Genomic DNA, 17,162 nt, shown 5'->3' on the forward strand with positions numbered 1-17,162 from the left:
CAGGAGCGCCCGGGGCTCCGCACTCTACGGGCCATGAGCCAGTGATCCAAGGGCGGCCACAGGCGGTATGCGGCCTCCGGGCCCCGGTGGGCACTGGTCGTGCCGGGCCTGCCCGCGCGCATCGGGTCGGGACGCCGAGGAGTGCCGCTGCGAAGGGGGCGCCGGGACCGTATCACTCCACCATGCGGGACCGCCGGGTCCGATACCCGATGCTCCTGGTGGCCTGGGGAGAGGATCGGGCCGGGGCGCGCCATGGGAATCGCATGGCGCACCCCGGCTCGGTCGACCGGTGAGGATCCCGGATCGGCGCAGGACCGGCGCTCGTGCGGCGCTGATCCGCTTCATCGGGCCCGGGCGGCGGGGTCAACCCGCCTCAGTCGGCACTAGCCGAGGCCGCCGCCGTTCTCGGGAGCCTGGCTGGCGCTGTCGCCGCCGACCCCGCCGTCCTGGCCCTGGCCGTCGGCACCGCCGCCCTGGCCGCCCTGGTCGCCGCCCAGGCCGCCGCTGTCACCACCGGGGGCCATGGTGGAGCCGCCGCCGACCCCGCCGTCCTGGCCCTGGCCGTCGGCGCCGCCGCCCTGGCCGTCCTGGCCGCCGCCCAGGCCGCCGCTGTCACCACCGGGGGCCATGGTGGAGTCGCCGCCCGTGCCGCCCGGCTCGTCGGTCATCGCGCCGCCCGCGCCACCGGAGGAGGGCTTGGCTGAGGCATCGTCCTTGACCGAGGTCTGGGCCGGTGCGGGCGTGGTGGCATTGTCAGTGGAGCTGTCGGAGCCGCTGCAGGCGGCCAGTCCGAGCGCCGCGACCGCGGCGAGGGCGGTTCCGATCAAAGTACGCTGGATACGCATGTCTCTCCTTCAGATGTGGGAACTGGTGGTCACTGCGTATATCGCGTTTTCACCGTACCGGACATCAAGGGGGGTGGAACCGACTTCGCCTAGAGCGTGCTCTTCATGTCGCCTTGAATGAAAGACACCCCAGATGGTTCTGATAAAGCTCTGGAAAAAGGTGTCCATTGCCTGATCGTTGCCGGGGTGATCGGTGTTGAGCGGCGGCGCCCGCCCGCACCGGGAGCGCGGGAGCATCGGCCCATCCGGGCCTGCGCCCCTGCGACGCCGCGTATGAGCATCCTTGCTTGGACTCATATGCGCGTGGATATTCGCCGGAATGCCGTTCCCGGGCTCAGGCCGGGGGTGAGAAGGGATGATCGGCGGGGTCGTAGTCCTGCTCGGGGAATCCCGGCCAGCCGATGCAGCGCCCGGTGTCCAGGGCCGCCAACTGCTCCAGCTCCGCGGCGCTGAGCCCGATATCCGCGGCCCCCAGGTTCTCCACCATGCGATCGCGGCTGACCGTCTTGGGGATGGTGATGACACCGGTGCGCACCTGGAAGGCCAGGGCCACCTGCGCGGGGGTGGCCCCATGGGCCCGGGCCACCCGGGCCAGGACCGGGTCGTCCAGCACGCCGCGGCGCCCCTGGCCCAGCGGCCCCCACGCCTCCAGGCGGATGCCGTGGCGCTCCAGGGCCGGCATGAGGCGGCGCTGCTGGTAGAGCACGCTGGACTCGACCTGGTTGACGGCGGGCATGATCCGCGCGCCCCGGATGATCTCCTCCAGGTCCTGGCCGTAGAAGTTGGACAGCCCGATGGCGCGCACCCGGCCCGCCTCGACCGCCTCCTCCAGGGCGCGCCACGTGCCCGGGCCGTCCTCCTGCGGCCAGTGGATGAGCATGAGGTCGATGGGCCCCAGGTCCAGGGCCGCCACGGACTCCGCGATGGCCCTGCGGCTCTCCTCGTGCCCGGAGGCCATGATCTTGGTGGTGAGGAACAGGTCCTCGCGCGCCATGCCCTGAGACAGGGCCTCCCTGACCGCCCGCCCCACCTGCGCCTCGTTGCGGTAGTACTGGGCGGTGTCGATGAGGCGGTAGCCCACCTCGATGGCCTCGCGCACCACGCGCTCGGTGATGCCCGGCGGGGTCTGGTAGACCCCGAGGCCCAGGACCGGGATGCGCGTTCCGCTGCTGAGGGTGATGCCATCCATGCCTGCTCTCCTCCTTGACCTCCTCCTTGAGCGCCTCTCGAGCGCCCCGGGATGGCCCGGGGGCTCCACGGCCGGGAGTGCCGCGCCCGACCCCGGGGCCGGGCGGCGCTCAGGGGCGCAGGAGCACCTTGATGGCGCGGCGCTCGTCCATGGCCCGGTAGCCCTCGGGCGCCTCCTCCAGGGGCAGGCGCTGGGTGAAGACCCTGCCGGGGTTGATGCGGCCCTCCAGGATGCGCTCGATGAGGTCGGGCAGGAAGCGGCGCACCGGTGCAGGGCCGCCCAGCATGGAGACCTCGGCGCGGAAGAGCACGTCGCCGGGCAGGGACACCCCATGGGCCACTCCCACATAGCCCACATGCCCGCCGGGGCGGCATGAGGCGATCGCCTGGAGCATCGACTCCTGGGTGCCCACGGCCTCCACCACGCCGTGCGCCCCGTAGCCGCCGGTCAGCTCCTTGATCCGCGCGGCGCCCTCCTCGCCGCGCTCGGCGACGATGGCATCCGCCCCGAACTCGCGTGCCAGGGCGGCGCGGTCCTCGTGACGCGAGAAGGCGATGACCCGCTCGGCGCCCAGCGCCTTGGCGGCCAGCACCGCGCAGAGCCCCACGGCGCCGTCGCCCACCACGGCGATGGTCCTGCCGGGCGAGGCGCCGGCGGCCACGGCCCCGAACCAGCCGGTGCCCAGGACGTCGGAGGCGGTCAGGAGCGAGGCGATGACGTCCTCATCCTCGGGCTTGCCCCCGGGCACCACCACGAGGGTGCCGTCGGCCAGCGGCACGCGCGTGTACTGGGCCTGGGTGTCACCGATGAAGCCGCCGTTGATGCAGCGGGACTGGAATCCGCTCCGGCAGATCTCGCAGGTGTTGTCGCTCAGGCAGAAGGAGCCGACGACGAAGTCGCCGGGCTCGACGCCGGTGACCTCGCCGCCGACCTCGACGACGGTGCCCACGTACTCGTGGCCCATCGCCCGGGGCGCGGCGAGCTCGTCCACGCCGCGGTAGGGCCACAGGTCCGAGCCGCAGATGCAGGCGGCCTCGACCTTGATGACCGCATCGGTGGGCTCGACGATGCGCGGGACCTCGCGGTCCTCGACGCGCACATCGCCGCGGCCGTGCATGACGACGCCGCGCATCGTGGTGGGCAGGGCGGAGGGGGCGGGTGCAGTGGCAGTCACGGAGAAATCCTCACATCAGTTCCGGTTGATATATGCCAGTGTAGGCCCGCGGTGCCGACCCGGCCCGGGAGGGCCCGGCATTGCGCTCCTAGCCGAGGCCGGATCGGTCCGGCGCGGCGGGCTCGAGAGCCGCCCACGCCCGCATCCCGCCGCGCAGGCTGAGCAGGGGCCCGCCGTGGCCCGCCTGCCGCAGGGCGCTGATGGCCCGCTGGGAGCGCATCCCGGAGGCGCACACGACGACGGTGCGCCGGAGCGGATCCAGCTCGCCTGCGCGCCGGGCCACCTCGCCCAGGGGGATATGGGCGGCACCGGGCATCGGCTCCAGGGCCACCTCGGCCTCCTCGCGCACATCCAGCAGCGCCGGGGGCTCCGGCCCGGCCAGGGCCGCCCGCAGCCCGGCGGCGCTGATCTCCTCCGGGGCGGCGCCCCGGCCCGCGGCCGGGCCCGGCGGTGAGCAGGGATCAGCCTCCGGGAGCAGCCGGTTGATCGTGGGCCGCGGGCCGCAGGAGGCGCAGTGGGGGTTCCTGGCCACCCGGATCTGCTGCACGTGGGAGCCCCAGGCATCGAGCAGCTGGAGGCGGCCGATGAGCGGTCGCGCGCCGCCCACGATGAGCTTGAGGGCCTCGGTGGCCTGCATCGTCCCGATGATGCCGGGCAGGACTCCCAGGACCCCGGCCTCGGCGCAGGAGGGGACCGAGCCGGCCGGTGGGGGAGCCGGGTGCAGGCAGCGGTAGCAGGGGCCGCGGCGCGCATCGAAGACCCCCACCTGGCCGTGCATGCCCAGAACCGCCCCGTGGACGAGGGGCAGTCCCAGCAGCACGGTGGCGTCGGACAGCAGGTAGCGGGTGGGGAAGTTATCGGTCCCGTCGATGACCAGGTCCCAGCCGCGCAGGATCTCGGCGGCATTGCCGGCGCTCAGCCGCAGCCGCTGGGGCAGGGCCTCGATATCCGGGTTGAGGGCGCGCACCGCCCGGGCCGCCGACTCCGCCTTGGGCCGCCCGAGCCCGGCAGTGGTGTGGATGATCTGGCGCTGCAGATTGGACAGGTCCACGGCGTCGTCGTCCACGATCCCCAGGCGCCCCACGCCCGCGGCCGCCAGGTAGAGGGCCGCCGGCGCCCCCAGGCCCCCGGCCCCGACGATGAGGACGCGCGAGGCGCGGATGCGCTGCTGGCCCACCAGGCCCACCTGGGGGACCAGGGCGTTGCGGTGGTAGCGGGCCAGCTCCGGGCGGGTGAGGGGGGCCAGGCGCTGGTCACTGATGATCGAGGGGATCGTGGGCCAGTCGTGGGGGCTCATGCGCGCTCCTCCTGCTCGTGCTCGGCTCGTGGCGCCCCTGGCGGCCGCGGGTCGGGGCGCAGCGGCAGGATGCGCACCTCCACGGCCTTGACCACCGCATGCAGGACCATCCCGGCCTCGATGTCCAGGGAGGCCACCGCCCCGGCCGTCACGGTCGCCCGCAGGGCATGGCCGGCTCCGATCCCGAGCTCGACCACCACCAGCGCCCCGGCGCGCTCCATGCCGATGACCCGGCCCTCCACGACATTGCGGGGGCTGCCCCGGGGCGCGTCGCGGTAGAGCGCCACCGCATCGGGAGGGATGAGCGCGGCCCCGGGCCGCCCGGGAGGGAGAGCGTCGCCGACCGGGACATCCTCCTGCCCGCAGGGCCCGCCCTCCTGCATGGGGCGCCCGTGGATGATCAGGCCGGCACCGACCTCCACCGCCGGGGCCTGCCGGGTGCCCCGGAGGGTCCCGGTCAGCACGGTGGTCCCCACCAGCCTCGCCATGAACTCCGAGCCCGGGTGGGACAGGAGCTCGGCGGCGGCGCCCCGCTCCACCACCCGCCCGCGCTCCAGGACCACGATGTCGTCGGCCAGGGCCGCCACGTCCAGGACATCATGGGTGACCAGGACGATGGTCAGGCCCTCCTCCTGGGCACGCCGGGCCACCAGGCGGCGCATCTCCTGGCGGGAGGGGGCATCCAGGGCCGCCAGCGGCTCATCGAGCACCAGGGCGCCGGGGCCGGTGGCCAGCGCACGGGCCAGCGCCACCCGCGCCGCCTGGCCCCCTGAGAGCTCATGGCCCCGGCGGTGCGCCAGGTGCTCCGCCCCCACGGCCGCCAGCTCCGCCAGGGCGCGACGGCGGGCCCGGGCCCGCGACAGGCCCTGGCAGCGCGGGCCGAAGGCCACATTGTCCAGCACCGACATATGGGTGAAGAGCCCCGGATCCTGGCTGAGCAGCGCCACATCGCGGCGCCCGGCCGCCACGAAGGCCCCGGGCCCGTCCAGGACCCTGGCCCCTAACCGCACCTCGCCCCCGCGGGCATCCAGCAGGCCCGCGGCCACCGCGCAGAGCGTGGACTTTCCCGAGCCATTGGGGCCAAGCAGGGCGGTGATCCGTCCCGGGCCCGCCACCACAGAGGCCGAGACCCCCCGCTCGGGCAGGGTGCAGGAGACCCGGAGCTCCTGGCCGCGCCGGGCGCCGGCCGCCTCACAGGCCCCGGGGGCCGGCGCTGCCGGCCCCGCTGCGCCCGCTGACCGCCCGGGGCCCCGCGGCCCGGCCCCCTGCTGGGGGCTCCCGGGGCGCTCCGCGGCGCCCTTCCTGACCGCGGCCCCGGCGCGGCGCAGCAGCCGGTCCCAGCGCAGGGCCGTGGCCCCCACGATGAGGAAGGACACGATGATGAGCACCACCGCCAGGGCCAGCGAGGTGGGGGCATCGCTCTCCCTCTCCAGGTAGATGGCCAGGGGCAGGGTGCGGGTCACCCCCTCCTTGGAGCCGGCGAAGGCGATGGTCGCCCCGAACTCGCCCAGGCTTCGCCCCAGGGCCAGGGCGGTGCCCCGCGCCAGGGCCGGGGCCACCAGGGGCAGGGTCACCCGGGCCAGCACCCGCCAGGGGCCCGCGCCCAGGGTGCGGGCGACGGCCTCGGCCCCGGTGTCCCGGCTGCGCAGCGCCGCCTCCAGCGTCACCACCAGGAAGGGCATGGAGACGAAGACCTGCGCCACCACGACGGCCGCGGTGGAGAAGGCGATGCCCACCCCCCAGGCCTCCAGCTGCCGGCCCAGCAGGCCCCGCCGCCCCAGAGTCGCCAGCAGCGCGATTCCCGCCACCACCGGTGGCATGGTCATGGGCAGCACCGCCAGGACGCGGCCCACCCGCACCCCCGGCCAGCGGCGCGCCAGCACCAGCGCCAGCGGCACGCCCAGCACCGCGCAGATCGCCGTGGATGCCAGGGTCGTGCGCAGGGAGAGCGACAGCGCCGCCTGCGCCGAGGGCGAGGACAGCAGCCCCGGCAGCTGGCTCCAGGAGACCCGTGAGCCCAGGCCCACCAGTGGCAGGACGACGGCGCAGGCGCCCAGTGCGGCCAGCGCCACCACTGCGGCGGGCAGGGGCTCACGCGCGGCCCGTCTCACTCAGCGGTCTCCTGCGGCCCGGGCTCGGGGGAGGCCCCCGAGGGCTCCGCGGTCGCCGCGGGCGATCCGGTGGACCGCGGCGATCCGGGGGCGGTGGGCGTGGCGCCCGCCGACCGGGGCGCGCCCTCGGGGGCGCCGAAGCCCGCGTCGGCCAGGATCGTCTGACCCGTGCGCCCCAGGACGGTGTCGATGAACAGCTGGGCGGCCTGCGGATTGGCGGGCTCGGCGGTGGCGGCGATGGGGTAGTGGTTGACCACGCCGCCGTCGGGGATGCTGATCTCCTCCACCCCGGTGGCCGCGGCGGCGTCGGTGGCGTAGACGATGCCCGCCTGGGCCTCGCCGGACTCGACCTTGCCCCGCACATCGGTGACCTTCTGCTCCTCCGAGACCGGGTCGAGGGTGATGCCCAGGGCCGTGGCGAGCCTGCCCGTGGCCTCCCCGCAGGGGACCTCGGGGGCGCAGACGACCAGGTCGGCCCCCGTCAGCGAGGAGTCCAGCCCGGTGACCCTGGCAGGGTTGCCCTGCGGGACGATGAGGGTGAGCGCATTGGTGGCGAACTCCTGGGGCTCGCCCACCAGGGACTGGGAGACCGCCTTGTCCATGGTGCTGGTGCTGGCGGTGGCCAGGACATCGGCACTGGCGCCGTCGGCCAGGGAGGCCACCAGGTCTTGGGAGCCCTGGAAGTCGAAGGTGATGGTCAGGCCCGGGTGCTCCTGCTCGATCCTCTTGCCGATCCGCTCGAAACCGGCCTGGAGGGAGGCGGCCGCCAGGACGGTCAGCTCCCCGGAGAGCTCCTGGGAGGAGCCCGCCGACGGCGTGGACGGCGTGGATGGCGAGGCGCTGGGGCCCGCGCCCGGCCCGGCCGAGCCGGAGCAGGCGGCCAGGCCGAGGGCGGCGAGCAGGCCGGTGGCCCCAAGGGCGGTGCGGCGGGTGAGGCTCATGGGCATATCCTCTGTGATTCAGGCGGCGGCGTCGACAGGATGGGGGCCATCGTCCTGAGGGCCCGTGGGACGGCCCGGATCGTTCCGGCCGCGGGACGTGCCCGGGTGGAGGGGCGCCGGGCCCCGCCCAGGGCTCAGGCCCCGTGGGAGGCGGCGACGTCGTCGGCCCCCTGATTGCCGGTGCCCTGAGTGTGCACCGGCTCCCAGCCGCGGGGCGTGGAGGAGGTGGAGATCGAGGCCTCGCGGGAGCGGTAGACCACGTAGGGGCGGGTCACGTAGCCCACGGGGGCCGAGACGGCGTGGACCAGGCGGGTGAAGGGCCAGATGGCCAGCAGCAGGAGGCCCGCGATGACGTGCAGCTTGAAGGACAGGGGCACCTCGGCCATGAGCCGGGGCTCGGGCTGGAGGGACAGCACCGAACGCAGCCAGGGGCTGATGGTCTCCCGGTAGTCGTAGCCGTGGGGGTCCATGAGCTGGTGGGAGATCGTGGCGAAGGTGCCCAGCAGCACCGGGATGATGAGGAAGCAGTACATGACGATGTCATTGCGGCTGGTGGCCAGGCGCACGGACTTCACCACCACCCTGCGGTAGATGAGCCCGGCCATCCCCGCGATCGTCATGAGCGCCGCCAGGGTCCCCAGGTAGGTGGCGCCCAGGTGGTACATGTGCTGGGTGACCCCTGCGGCCCGGGTCCAGGACTTGGGCACCATGAGGCCCACCAGGTGGCCCCCGGCCACCATGAGGAAGCCCAGGTGGAACATGGGCGAGGCCAGGCGCAGGATGCGGGACTCGTGCCACTGCGAGGAGCGCGAGGTCCACCCGAACTGGTCGGAGCGCCAGCGCCAGACCATGCCTGCGGCCAGCAGGAGCAGGCAGGCGTAGGGCAGGGCCACCCATAGGAGGTTCTGCTCGATCGGGCTCATGAGGGGACCTCCTGGGTCAGGGGCTGCTCCAGCGGGTGGATGACCGGGTGCCTGATGGGCGTGGTCGGGAAGGGAAGGGTGTCGGTGACCCCCACCGTCTCGGTGGGCGGGCCCGCGGCCACCAGGGCCCGGATGCGCTCAGCGGTGGCCGGGTCGATGGCCGGCAGGGTCATGGACACCGCCTCGATGAGCAGCCCGTAGGGCGATCCGATATCGCTCAGGGCGCTGCGCAGCACCTCGATCCCCTCGCGGTGGGAGGACAGCAGGGCCTGGGCGACCTCGTCATCACTGCGTGCCGAGAGCTCCAGGACCACCGGCAGGTAGTCGGGCAGCTCGTCGCGTGCCATCTCATAGCCCGCGGCGGACAGGGCCTGCTTGAAGGCCAGGATCGCCGCCCCGCGGTGGCGGGTATCGCCCACCGCGTAGTAGGTCAGGTAGAGGCAGCAGCGGCGGCGGCGGTCGAAGGTCTCCACGTAGTGCTCGGCCAGCGCCCGCTCGCCGCAGTGGTGGGCCCGGGCCACGAAGTCCTCCAGGGGCCCGGCCACCTGCGGGGGCAGGGTGGCCGCGGCGGCGGAGACGGCCTCCAGGAGGGGCGCCAGGCGCCCCTCCTGCGGGTAGTCCAGCAGCAGGGAGGCCGCCATGTGCACGGTGGCGCGCTGCTGGGGGCTCAGCTCCACCCGGGCCGGGGGCTCCAGGGCCCGGGGGGCGCGCACGAAGGAGGCCATCTCAGGGCTCCCTCACCGGGCGGGCCGTGCCCGCGGCGGCGCCCCCGCTCCGCAGCGGGATCCCCGAGGGCCGCGTGTCGTCGTCGCCGAGGGGCCGGGGCACCCCCACGACCGGCGCGCCCGGACCCGCAGCCGGCACCGGGTCGCGGCGCACCGTGGGCAGGGGCAGCGCCACCGTCGTCGGGCCGGCAGCGCCCGCCCCGTGGAAGGAGGCGGCATCGGAGTGGCAGCCGGCCGGCGCTCCCCGCCCCAGCAGGGAGCGCACCTCCTGCTCGGCGCCCACCAGGGACTCCATGCCCCGGGGCACCTCCGGCTTGGCGGTGGGGATGACGTAGCGGTCGTCGTACTTGGCGATGGCCAGCAGCCGGTACATCTCCTCCAGCCCCTGCCCGCTCAGCCCCACCGAGGCGGCGATGGCCGGGTCCGGCTCGCGGCCCAGGCGCACCTGGCGCATGTGGGAGCGCATGGCGGCCAGGCGCCGCAGCACCAGCTCGACGACGTCGGTGTCCCCCGCGGTCAGCAGGCCCGCCAGGTACTCCAGCGGGATGCGCATCTCGGACACCGCCGTCAGCAGCACCCGGTGGTCCTCCCCGTCCAGGCCGGTGGCCACGATCTCATCGACGATGGGCGACAGCGGGGGGATGTACCAGACCATCGGCATGGTCCGGTACTCGGGGTGAAGCGGCAGGGCCACCTCATAGGTGTCGATGAGCTCCCAGATAGGGGAGGCCTGGGCCGCCTCGATCCACGGCTGGGGGATGCCCTCGGCCCGGGCCGCGGCGACGACCCCGGGGTCGTGGGGGTTGAGCATGATCTCGCGCTGGGCCCGGTACAGGTCCCGGGGGTCCTTGACGGCGGCGGCCTGGGAGACCCGGTCGGCGTCGTAGAGGATGACCCCCAGGTAGCGCAGGCGCCCCACGCAGGTCTCCGAGCACACCGTGGGCTCGCCGATCTCCAGGCGCGGGTAGCACAGGGTGCACTTCTCGGCCTTGCCGGTGGCGTGGTTGAAGTAGACCTTCTTGTAGGGGCAGGCCGACACGCACATGCGCCAGCCGCGGCAGGCGTCCTGGTCCACCAGCACGATGCCGTCCTCGGTGCGCTTGTACATGGCTCCCGAGGGGCAGGCCGACACGCAGGTGGGGTTGAGGCAGTGCTCGCAGATGCGCGGCAGGTAGAACATGAAGGCCGACTCGATATCGGTGCGCACCTTGGCGCTCATCCCCGACAGGACCGGGTCCTCATCCAGGGTCTCCAGGGACCCGCCCAGGTCGTCGTCCCAGTTGGGGCCCCACGCGATGGTGGGCATGTACTCCCCGGTCAGCTGGGACCTGGCGCGGGCCACCGGGATCGTGGGGGAGTCCTTGGGCGCCGAGAGCAGGCGGTCGTACTCGTAGGTCCAGGGCTCGTAGTAGTCCTCGACCGTGGGCATCTCCGGGTTGGCGAAGATCGTGGCCAGGCGGCGCAGGCGCCCGCCGGAGCGGGGCCGCAGGCGCCCTCCCGCGGTGCGCTCCCAGCCGCCGCGCCACTTGCCCTGGTCCTCCCAGGAGCGCGGGTAGCCCACCCCCGGGCGGGTCTCCACATTGTTGAACCACATGTACTCCGTGCCCTCGCGGTTGGTCCACGCCTGCTTGCACGTCACCGAGCAGGTGTGGCACCCGATGCACTTGTCGAGGTTCATCACCATCGCGATCTGCGCCATGACCCTCATCAGAACGTCACCTCCTGGTTGCTGCGACGGCGGATGAGCGTGACCTCGTCGCGGTTGTTGCCGGTGGGGCCGATGTAGTTGAAGGCGTAGGCCAGCTGCCCGTAGCCCCCGGCGAAGTGGCTGGGCTTGAGCACGATGCGCGTCAGGGAGTTGTGGGTGCCCCCGCGCCTGCCGCTGCGCTCGGTCAGCGGGGTGTTCATCGTGCGCTCCTGGGCGTGGTGCATGAAGACCATGCCCTCGGGGATGCGGTGGGAGACGATGGCGCGGGCCGCCACGATGCCGTTGCGGTTGTAGGCCTCGACCCACTCGTTGTCCCGCACCCCGATCTTGTCGGCGTCGGCCGGGCTCATCCAGATCGTCTGGCCGCCGCGCCCCAGGGTGAGCATGTGGAGGTTGTCGAAGTACTGCGAGTGGATCGCCCACTTGTTGTGCGCGGTGATGTAGCGCACGGCGACCTCCGCCGTGCCCTCGCGGCTGGTGCCCACGGCCCCGGGCGGCGCCTCTCCGTAGAGGGCGTGGAAGTCCAGGGGCGGGCGGAAGACGGGCATGGACTCGCCCATGTCGCGCAGCCAGTCGTGGTCGAGGTAGTAGTGCATGCGCCCGGTCAGGGTGTGCCAGGGCTTGGCGTGCTCCACATTGACCACGAAGGCCGAGTAGCGCCTGCCCCCGTGCTCCGAGCCGGACCACTCCGGGGAGGTGATGACGCCCTGGGGCTTGACGCGGGTGTCCTCGAAGGTGATGCGCTTGCCGGCCTCCTGGGCGCTGAGCTCGATGAGCCCGGTGCCGGTGCGCTGGGACAGGTCCCCCCAGCCCTGGGTGGCGATGCGCCCATTGGTGGTGCCCGACAGGGTCATGATGGCGTCGGCCGCCCGGATGTCGGTGTCGATGAGGGGCCGGCCGGCGGCCCGGCCCTCCTGGGAGGCCCCGTGGTGGCGCCGGAGCAGGTCGACCTCGGGGCCGGGCTTGAGCATGATGCCCTTGCAGGGCAGGCCCAGCTTCTCGGCCAGTGGCCCCAGGGCGTCGAACTTGGCCCGGATCTGGGTGTAGTCGCGCTCAGTGGGCACCAGCTTGGGCATCGTCACGCCGGGGATCCACTCCTGGGGCATGCCCGCGACGCTTCCGTGGGCCATCGTCAGGGCATCGGGGGTGTCGTGGGCCAGGGGCGCGGCCACGACGTCGGTCTGGGTGCCCAGATAGCGCGGTGCCCACTGCGAGATCAGCCCGGCCAGGTCCTGGAAGATCTGGAAGTCCGTGCGGGCCTCCCAGGGCGGGTCGATGGCCGCGTTGAAGGAGTGCACGAAGGGGTGCATGTCCGTGGAGGAGATGTCGTGCTTCTCGTACCAGGTGGCCGCGGGCAGGACGACGTCGGAGTGCAGGGTCGAGGAGGTGTTGCGGAAGTCCGAGGTCCACAGCAGGTCGAGCTTGCCCACGGGGGCCTCCTCGCGCCAGGTCACCGAGACCGGGCGCTGGCCGGGCCCGGCCTCGGCGGCGTTGACATCGTTGTCGGTGCCCAGCATGTGGCGCATGAAGAACTCCGTGCCCTTGGCCGAGGAGCCCAGCAGGTTGGTGCGCCAGTTGCACACGATGCGCGGGAAGTTCTCGGGGGCGTCGGGGTCCTCGCAGGCGAAGCGCAGGGTGCCGGCCCGCAGCTCCTTGACCACGTAGTCCGCGGGCTCCATCCCCTCGGCCCTGGCCTGCTGGCCCAGGAGCAGGGGGGAGCGGTTGAAGGTCGGGTAGGAGGGGGTCCAGCCGCGCTTCATGGCCTCGACCATGGTGTCGGTGGTCGTGCGGCCCACCATGGATCCGGGGTCGACCGGGGAGGCCAGGCGCTCGGCCGGGGTGGTGTCGTAGCGCCACTGGCAGGTGGTGAGGTACCAGAAGCCGGTGGAGATCATCTGGCGGGCGGGGCGGTGCCAGTCCAGGGCGAAGGCGTACTGCTGGAAGCCGCAGATCGGGCGGACCTTCTCCTGGCCCACGTAGTGGGCCCAGCCCCCGCCGTTGACGCCCTGGGTGGCGCACATGGAGGTCAGCGCCAGGATGGTGCGGTAGATCTCATCGGCGTGGTAGTAGTGGTTGATGCCGGCGCCCATGAGGATCTGGGAGCGCCCACCGGACTCGATGGCGTTGACGGCGAAGTCCCGCGCCACCCGGATCATGGCCGGGCCGGGCACGCCGGTGATCTCACTGGCCCAGGCGGGGGTGGTCGGGTCGGTGGCGTCCTGGTAGCCCTCGGGCCACTGGCCGGGGAGGCCGGGGCGCTCCACCCCGTACTGGGCCAGGAGCAGGTCGTAGACGGTGGTCACCAGGCGGTCTCCCACCCGGGTCACCGGCACCCCCCGGCGCATGACCCCGCCGCCGATGCTGCCGGTGGCCGTGGTCGAGCCCGGCAGGTCGAAGCGGGGCAGGAGCACCTGGGCGGCCTGGACGCGGGGCCGGGCCGCCGCAGCGCCGGCAGCGCCGGGGTCGGCCCCGTCGTGGAGGTCCATGATGCTCATCACCGGGTCCACGCCCTCCATGAGCAGGTTCCAGCGGCCCTCGCCCTCGGGGGTGAAGCGGTCCGCCAGGGTGCCACCCGGGTCGGCGGGGCCGCGCCGGCGGTCCCACACCAGGGGCCGGAACTCGTTCTTGGGCGCCCCGGCGGCCACGCCCTCGACGTCGGAGGCGGTCACGAAGCGCCCGGGCACGAAGGCGCTGCCGTCGGGGGAGGGCTCCAGGCCGATGAGGAAGGGCGAGTCGGTGTGGCGGCGCATGTAGTCCAGGAAGAAGGGCTCGCGCCTGCCGACGTGGAACTCCTTGAGGATGACGTGCCCCATCGCCTGGGCCAGGGCGCCGTCGGTGCCGGGGGCCACGCGCAGCCACTGGTCGGCGAACTTGGTGTTGTCGGCGAAGTCGGGTGAGACCGACACCACCTTCTGCCCGTGGTAGCGGGCCTCGGTCATGAAGTGGGCGTCGGGGGTGCGCGTCAGGGGCACATTCGAGCCCCACATGATGAGGTACTGGGCGTTGTACCAGTCGCCGGCCTCGGGCACATCGGTCTGGTCGCCGAAGACCTGGGGCGAGGCCGGCGGCAGATCGGCGTACCAGTCGTAGAAGGAGAGCATGGTGGCGCCGATGAGCTCGTGGAGGCGGGCCCCGGCCCCGTAGGAGACCTGCGACATGGCGGGGATGACGGAGAACCCGGCGATGCGGTCGGGGCCCCAGGTGCGGATGGTGTGGACGTAGGCCGCGGCCACGATCTCCATGGCCTCCTCCCAGTCCACCCGCACCATGCCGCCCTTGCCGCGGGCCGACTTGTAGGCGCGGGCGGTGGCCGGGTCGCCGGTGACCCGGGCCCAGGCGGCCACGGCATCGCCGTCGTGGGCGGCCTTGGCGGCGCGGAAGGCGTCGAGCAGCGCCGAGCGCACGTAGGGGTAGCGGATGCGGGTGGGGGAGTAGGTGTACCAGGAGAAGGCGGCGCCGCGGGGGCAGCCGCGCGGCTCGTACTCGGGCATGTCCGGCCCGGTGGTGGGGTAGTCGGTCACCTGCTTCTCCCAGGTGATGACGCCGTCGGAGACGTAGACCTCCCAGGCGCACGAGCCGGTGCAGTTGACCCCGTGGGTGGAGTGGACCATCTTGTCGTGGCTCCAGCGGCGGCGGTAGAAGGCGTCGGCCTGGCGCCCGCCGGTGAGGAACAGGCGGCGGGCGTCGGCCGAGGCCTGGCCCCGTCGCAGGTAGGAGCCGAGCCCCAGCAGGGCCGGGGCGCTCTCGACCTTCGTGTCGGGTCCCGGGACGATCGGGTCTTCGGGGAGGGGGCCGGGGGTCGGGCTCATGGATGCTTCCTCCGAGGTTGTGGTCAGCGCTGCGAGTCGGCGGGTGCGGGGGCGGCGTCGGGCAGTGGCTCAGCCGGGCCGCGCGGCCCCGGGGCGGGCGTAGCGCACCCAGGTGATGACGGCGCAGATGAGGCAGAAGACCGAGCAGGCCCAGTAGAAGGCCGCGGCCGGCATGGCCGACAGCGCCACCCCCACCAGGAAGGGGCCCAGCGCGGCCACGGCGGCGGTGAAGCCGATGGCGCCCCCGGCCTGGCGCTTGGGCATGATCATGGGCATCTGCTTGAAGGTCGAGGCGTTGCCGACCCCCGCGAAGAAGAACATCGCCAGCATCCCCCACAGGAAGGGGGTGAAGTCCCCCGGCTCGTCGGGACCGGTGAGCTGGACGGCGCAGAAGGCGAAGGTCGTTGCCATCCCCAGGGCCGAGACCAGGGTCCACACCGCGCCTCCGAAGCGGTCGCACAGGGGGCCCCAGGCGAAGCGCAGGAAGGAGCCGATGAGTGTGCCCAGGAAGGCGTAGGCGGCGCCGTCGGGCAGCTCGGAGGCGGCGAAGGAGCCGGCCAGGGGCGAGGAGGCGCCGAAGCTGTTGTTGATGATGAGCGCGGTCTGGGCGGCGAAGCCCGAGAACAGGCCGAAGGTCATGATGTAGATGATGGTCATCAGCCAGGTGTCGAGGTTGCCGAAGATGTCCATCTGCTCCTTGATATTGGCCTTGATGGGCACGTCCTTGAGGTAGGCGTGGGCCAGCAGCGCCGCCAGCAGGGCCCAGGGCAGGAAGAAGACGGTGGCATTGACCACCCGGGGGGCGCCCGGTGCGTAGGGCTCGACCCAGGTCAGGCCGAGCAGGGCGGTGCTCATGAGGAAGGGGGCGACCAGCTGGATGACGCTCATCCCCATGTTGCCCAGGCCGCCCTGGAGGCCCAGGGCCGTCCCCACCAGGCGCTTGGGGAAGAAGAAGCCGGTGGAGGGCATGTAGCCCGAGAAGGTCGCGGCCCCGATGCCGCAGGTGAAGGCCAGGCCCAGCAGCACCCAGTAGGGGGTGCCCGGGTTCTGCACGGCGGTGAACCAGCCCAGCATGGGCAGGACGTAGAGCAGGGAGGAGGCCACGATCATCCTGCGCGTGCCGATGGTGGCCGGCAGCAGCATGTAGACCAGGCGCAGCAGCCCGCAGGACAGCCCGGGCATGGAGGTCAGCCAGTACAGCTGCCCCTTGGACAGCTCGAAGCCGATCTCGGCCAGGCGCGGGGCGATGGCGCTGGGCAGGAACCAGACGGTGAAGCCCAGCATGAGGGAGAAGGTGGTGATCGCCAGGGTGCGCCAGGCGATCGAGGCCGACCAGTGCTCGGGATCCTCGGGATCCCAGCCGGAGAGGGTCGTGCCGGTGGTGGTGAGGGGGGACATGGGACTCCTGCTGGTCGGGCGGGTCCGGCGCGCTGGCGGCAGTGCCGGCGGTGAGACGGTGCGCTGGTGGCTGGTGGGCGGGTCGGGGGTGCGGATACGAGTCGTGCTCTGCTCCAGATGGTGCCCGAGTGCTGTGGACTCCTCCTATAGCGGCGTTTCTTCCTTGGAACGACGGGAGAAATCGGGGCGCCTCGCCTGGCAGGGCCGTGCTTATAGGTGATGATGCCGTATTCTAATGGCCGGCCTGCGGTCGGCGCGGGCTCTTGGAGGGGGTCTTGCGGGGGTCTTGGCCCGCGGTGCGCGGTCCCACGGCTGGGATCGGGCGCTACTGTGGATCTCATGCCACATCCCCAGGACACCGCCAGTGACCCCGGCTCCTCCCGGGCCGGCTCGCCCCGGAGCGGCGCCGCGCACCAGGAGGCGCACGAGGGGCCCGTGCGCCAGAAGGGTCTGGTGCCCCTGGAGGAGCCGGTCCGCGGCGCGGTCATCACCGTCTCGGACCGCTGCGTCAGCGGCGAGCGCCAGGACCGCTCCGGGCCCCTGGCCGTGCGGCTCCTGGCGCAGCACAGGGTCATCGCCCCCGCGGCCCGGGTGGTGCCCGACGGCGTGGAGCCGGTGCGCCGGGCCATCGAGCAGGCCCTGGCCCAGGGCGCGCGGGTGGTGCTGACCACCGGTGGGACGGGGGTGACGCCGCGCGACCTGACCCCGGAGGCCACTATCGGGCTGCTGGAGGCGCGCCTGGAGGGCCTGGAGGCCCAGATCCGCGCCCATGGGCTGACCAAGACCCCCCTGGCAGGGCTCTCCCGCGGCCTGGTGGGCGTGACCTCCCGCGGGCCCGAGGGCGCCCTGGTGGTCAACGCCCCGGGATCGCGCGGCGGGGTCGAGGACACCATCGCCGTCATCGGCCCCCTCGTGCCGCATGTCCTGGAGCAGCTCGGCGGCGGCGACCACTAACCCGCCCGACTTTCGACAATTTGCATGAGATCGGCCTTTTCCAGCGCTGGAGAAGTACGATCTCATGCAAATTGTCGAAAGGAAGGGT

Annotated in this window: 12 protein-coding genes; 1 reads left to right on the forward strand and 11 read right to left on the reverse strand. The window is 73.1% G+C overall.

Annotated elements, in window-relative coordinates; genetic code table 11:
• Positions 1-383: 383 nt before the first annotated feature.
• The 11 genes from J5X07_RS06150 to J5X07_RS06200 form a co-directional block, all read right to left on the reverse strand.
• Positions 384-845: a hypothetical protein gene (locus tag J5X07_RS06150; protein WP_208479018.1), complete on the reverse strand. Its 462-nt coding sequence runs from the start codon at positions 843-845 to the stop codon at positions 384-386.
• 334 nt (positions 846-1,179) lie between these two features.
• On the reverse strand, positions 1,180-2,034 hold the full coding sequence (locus tag J5X07_RS06155) for an aldo/keto reductase (protein WP_124932961.1): 855 nt from the start codon (positions 2,032-2,034) through the stop codon (positions 1,180-1,182).
• 109 nt (positions 2,035-2,143) lie between these two features.
• Complete coding sequence (locus tag J5X07_RS06160) at positions 2,144-3,166, reverse strand: zinc-dependent alcohol dehydrogenase family protein (RefSeq protein ID WP_208479028.1); 1,023 nt, start codon at positions 3,164-3,166, stop codon at positions 2,144-2,146.
• A gap of 130 nt (positions 3,167-3,296) precedes the next feature.
• Positions 3,297-4,505, reverse strand: coding sequence for a molybdopterin-synthase adenylyltransferase MoeB (gene moeB / locus J5X07_RS06165; RefSeq protein WP_124932962.1), 1,209 nt, complete (start codon positions 4,503-4,505; stop codon positions 3,297-3,299).
• Complete coding sequence (locus J5X07_RS06170; protein ID WP_341769424.1) at positions 4,502-6,616, reverse strand: ABC transporter permease; 2,115 nt, start codon at positions 6,614-6,616, stop codon at positions 4,502-4,504. Before J5X07_RS06170 ends, moeB begins: the two co-directional genes overlap by 4 nt.
• A complete protein-coding gene (modA, locus tag J5X07_RS06175) occupies positions 6,613-7,557 on the reverse strand; it encodes a molybdate ABC transporter substrate-binding protein (RefSeq protein WP_208479019.1) in 945 nt (314 codons plus the stop codon). Before modA ends, J5X07_RS06170 begins: the two co-directional genes overlap by 4 nt.
• 134 nt (positions 7,558-7,691) lie before the next feature.
• Positions 7,692-8,480 carry a respiratory nitrate reductase subunit gamma gene (narI, locus tag J5X07_RS06180; RefSeq protein WP_124932964.1) on the reverse strand — a complete coding sequence of 263 codons (789 nt, stop codon included), beginning with the start codon at positions 8,478-8,480 and terminating at the stop codon, positions 7,692-7,694.
• Positions 8,477-9,205 carry a nitrate reductase molybdenum cofactor assembly chaperone gene (narJ, locus tag J5X07_RS06185; RefSeq protein WP_124932965.1) on the reverse strand — a complete coding sequence of 243 codons (729 nt, stop codon included), beginning with the start codon at positions 9,203-9,205 and terminating at the stop codon, positions 8,477-8,479. Before narJ ends, narI begins: the two co-directional genes overlap by 4 nt.
• A 1-nt stretch (position 9,206) precedes the next feature.
• Entirely contained in the window at positions 9,207-10,913 is a 1,707-nt protein-coding gene (gene narH, locus J5X07_RS06190) for a nitrate reductase subunit beta (RefSeq protein WP_208479020.1), read from the reverse strand.
• On the reverse strand, positions 10,913-14,722 hold the full coding sequence (locus J5X07_RS06195; protein WP_208479021.1) for a nitrate reductase subunit alpha: 3,810 nt from the start codon (positions 14,720-14,722) through the stop codon (positions 10,913-10,915). The genes narH and J5X07_RS06195 overlap by 1 nt, the downstream gene beginning before the upstream one ends.
• 69 nt (positions 14,723-14,791) lie before the next feature.
• The gene (locus tag J5X07_RS06200) at positions 14,792-16,120 is read right to left on the reverse strand and encodes an MFS transporter (protein ID WP_208479022.1); all 1,329 of its coding nucleotides are present in this window, start codon (positions 16,118-16,120) and stop codon (positions 14,792-14,794) included.
• 339 nt (positions 16,121-16,459) lie between these two features.
• On the opposite strand from J5X07_RS06200, the gene J5X07_RS06205 reads away from it, so the two are divergent.
• The gene (locus J5X07_RS06205; RefSeq protein WP_124932969.1) at positions 16,460-17,074 is read left to right on the forward strand and encodes a MogA/MoaB family molybdenum cofactor biosynthesis protein; all 615 of its coding nucleotides are present in this window, start codon (positions 16,460-16,462) and stop codon (positions 17,072-17,074) included.
• Positions 17,075-17,162: the final 88 nt, after the last annotated feature.

The organism is Actinomyces bowdenii, assembly GCF_017592395.1.
GTDB classification, from domain to species: domain Bacteria; phylum Actinomycetota; class Actinomycetes; order Actinomycetales; family Actinomycetaceae; genus Actinomyces; species Actinomyces bowdenii.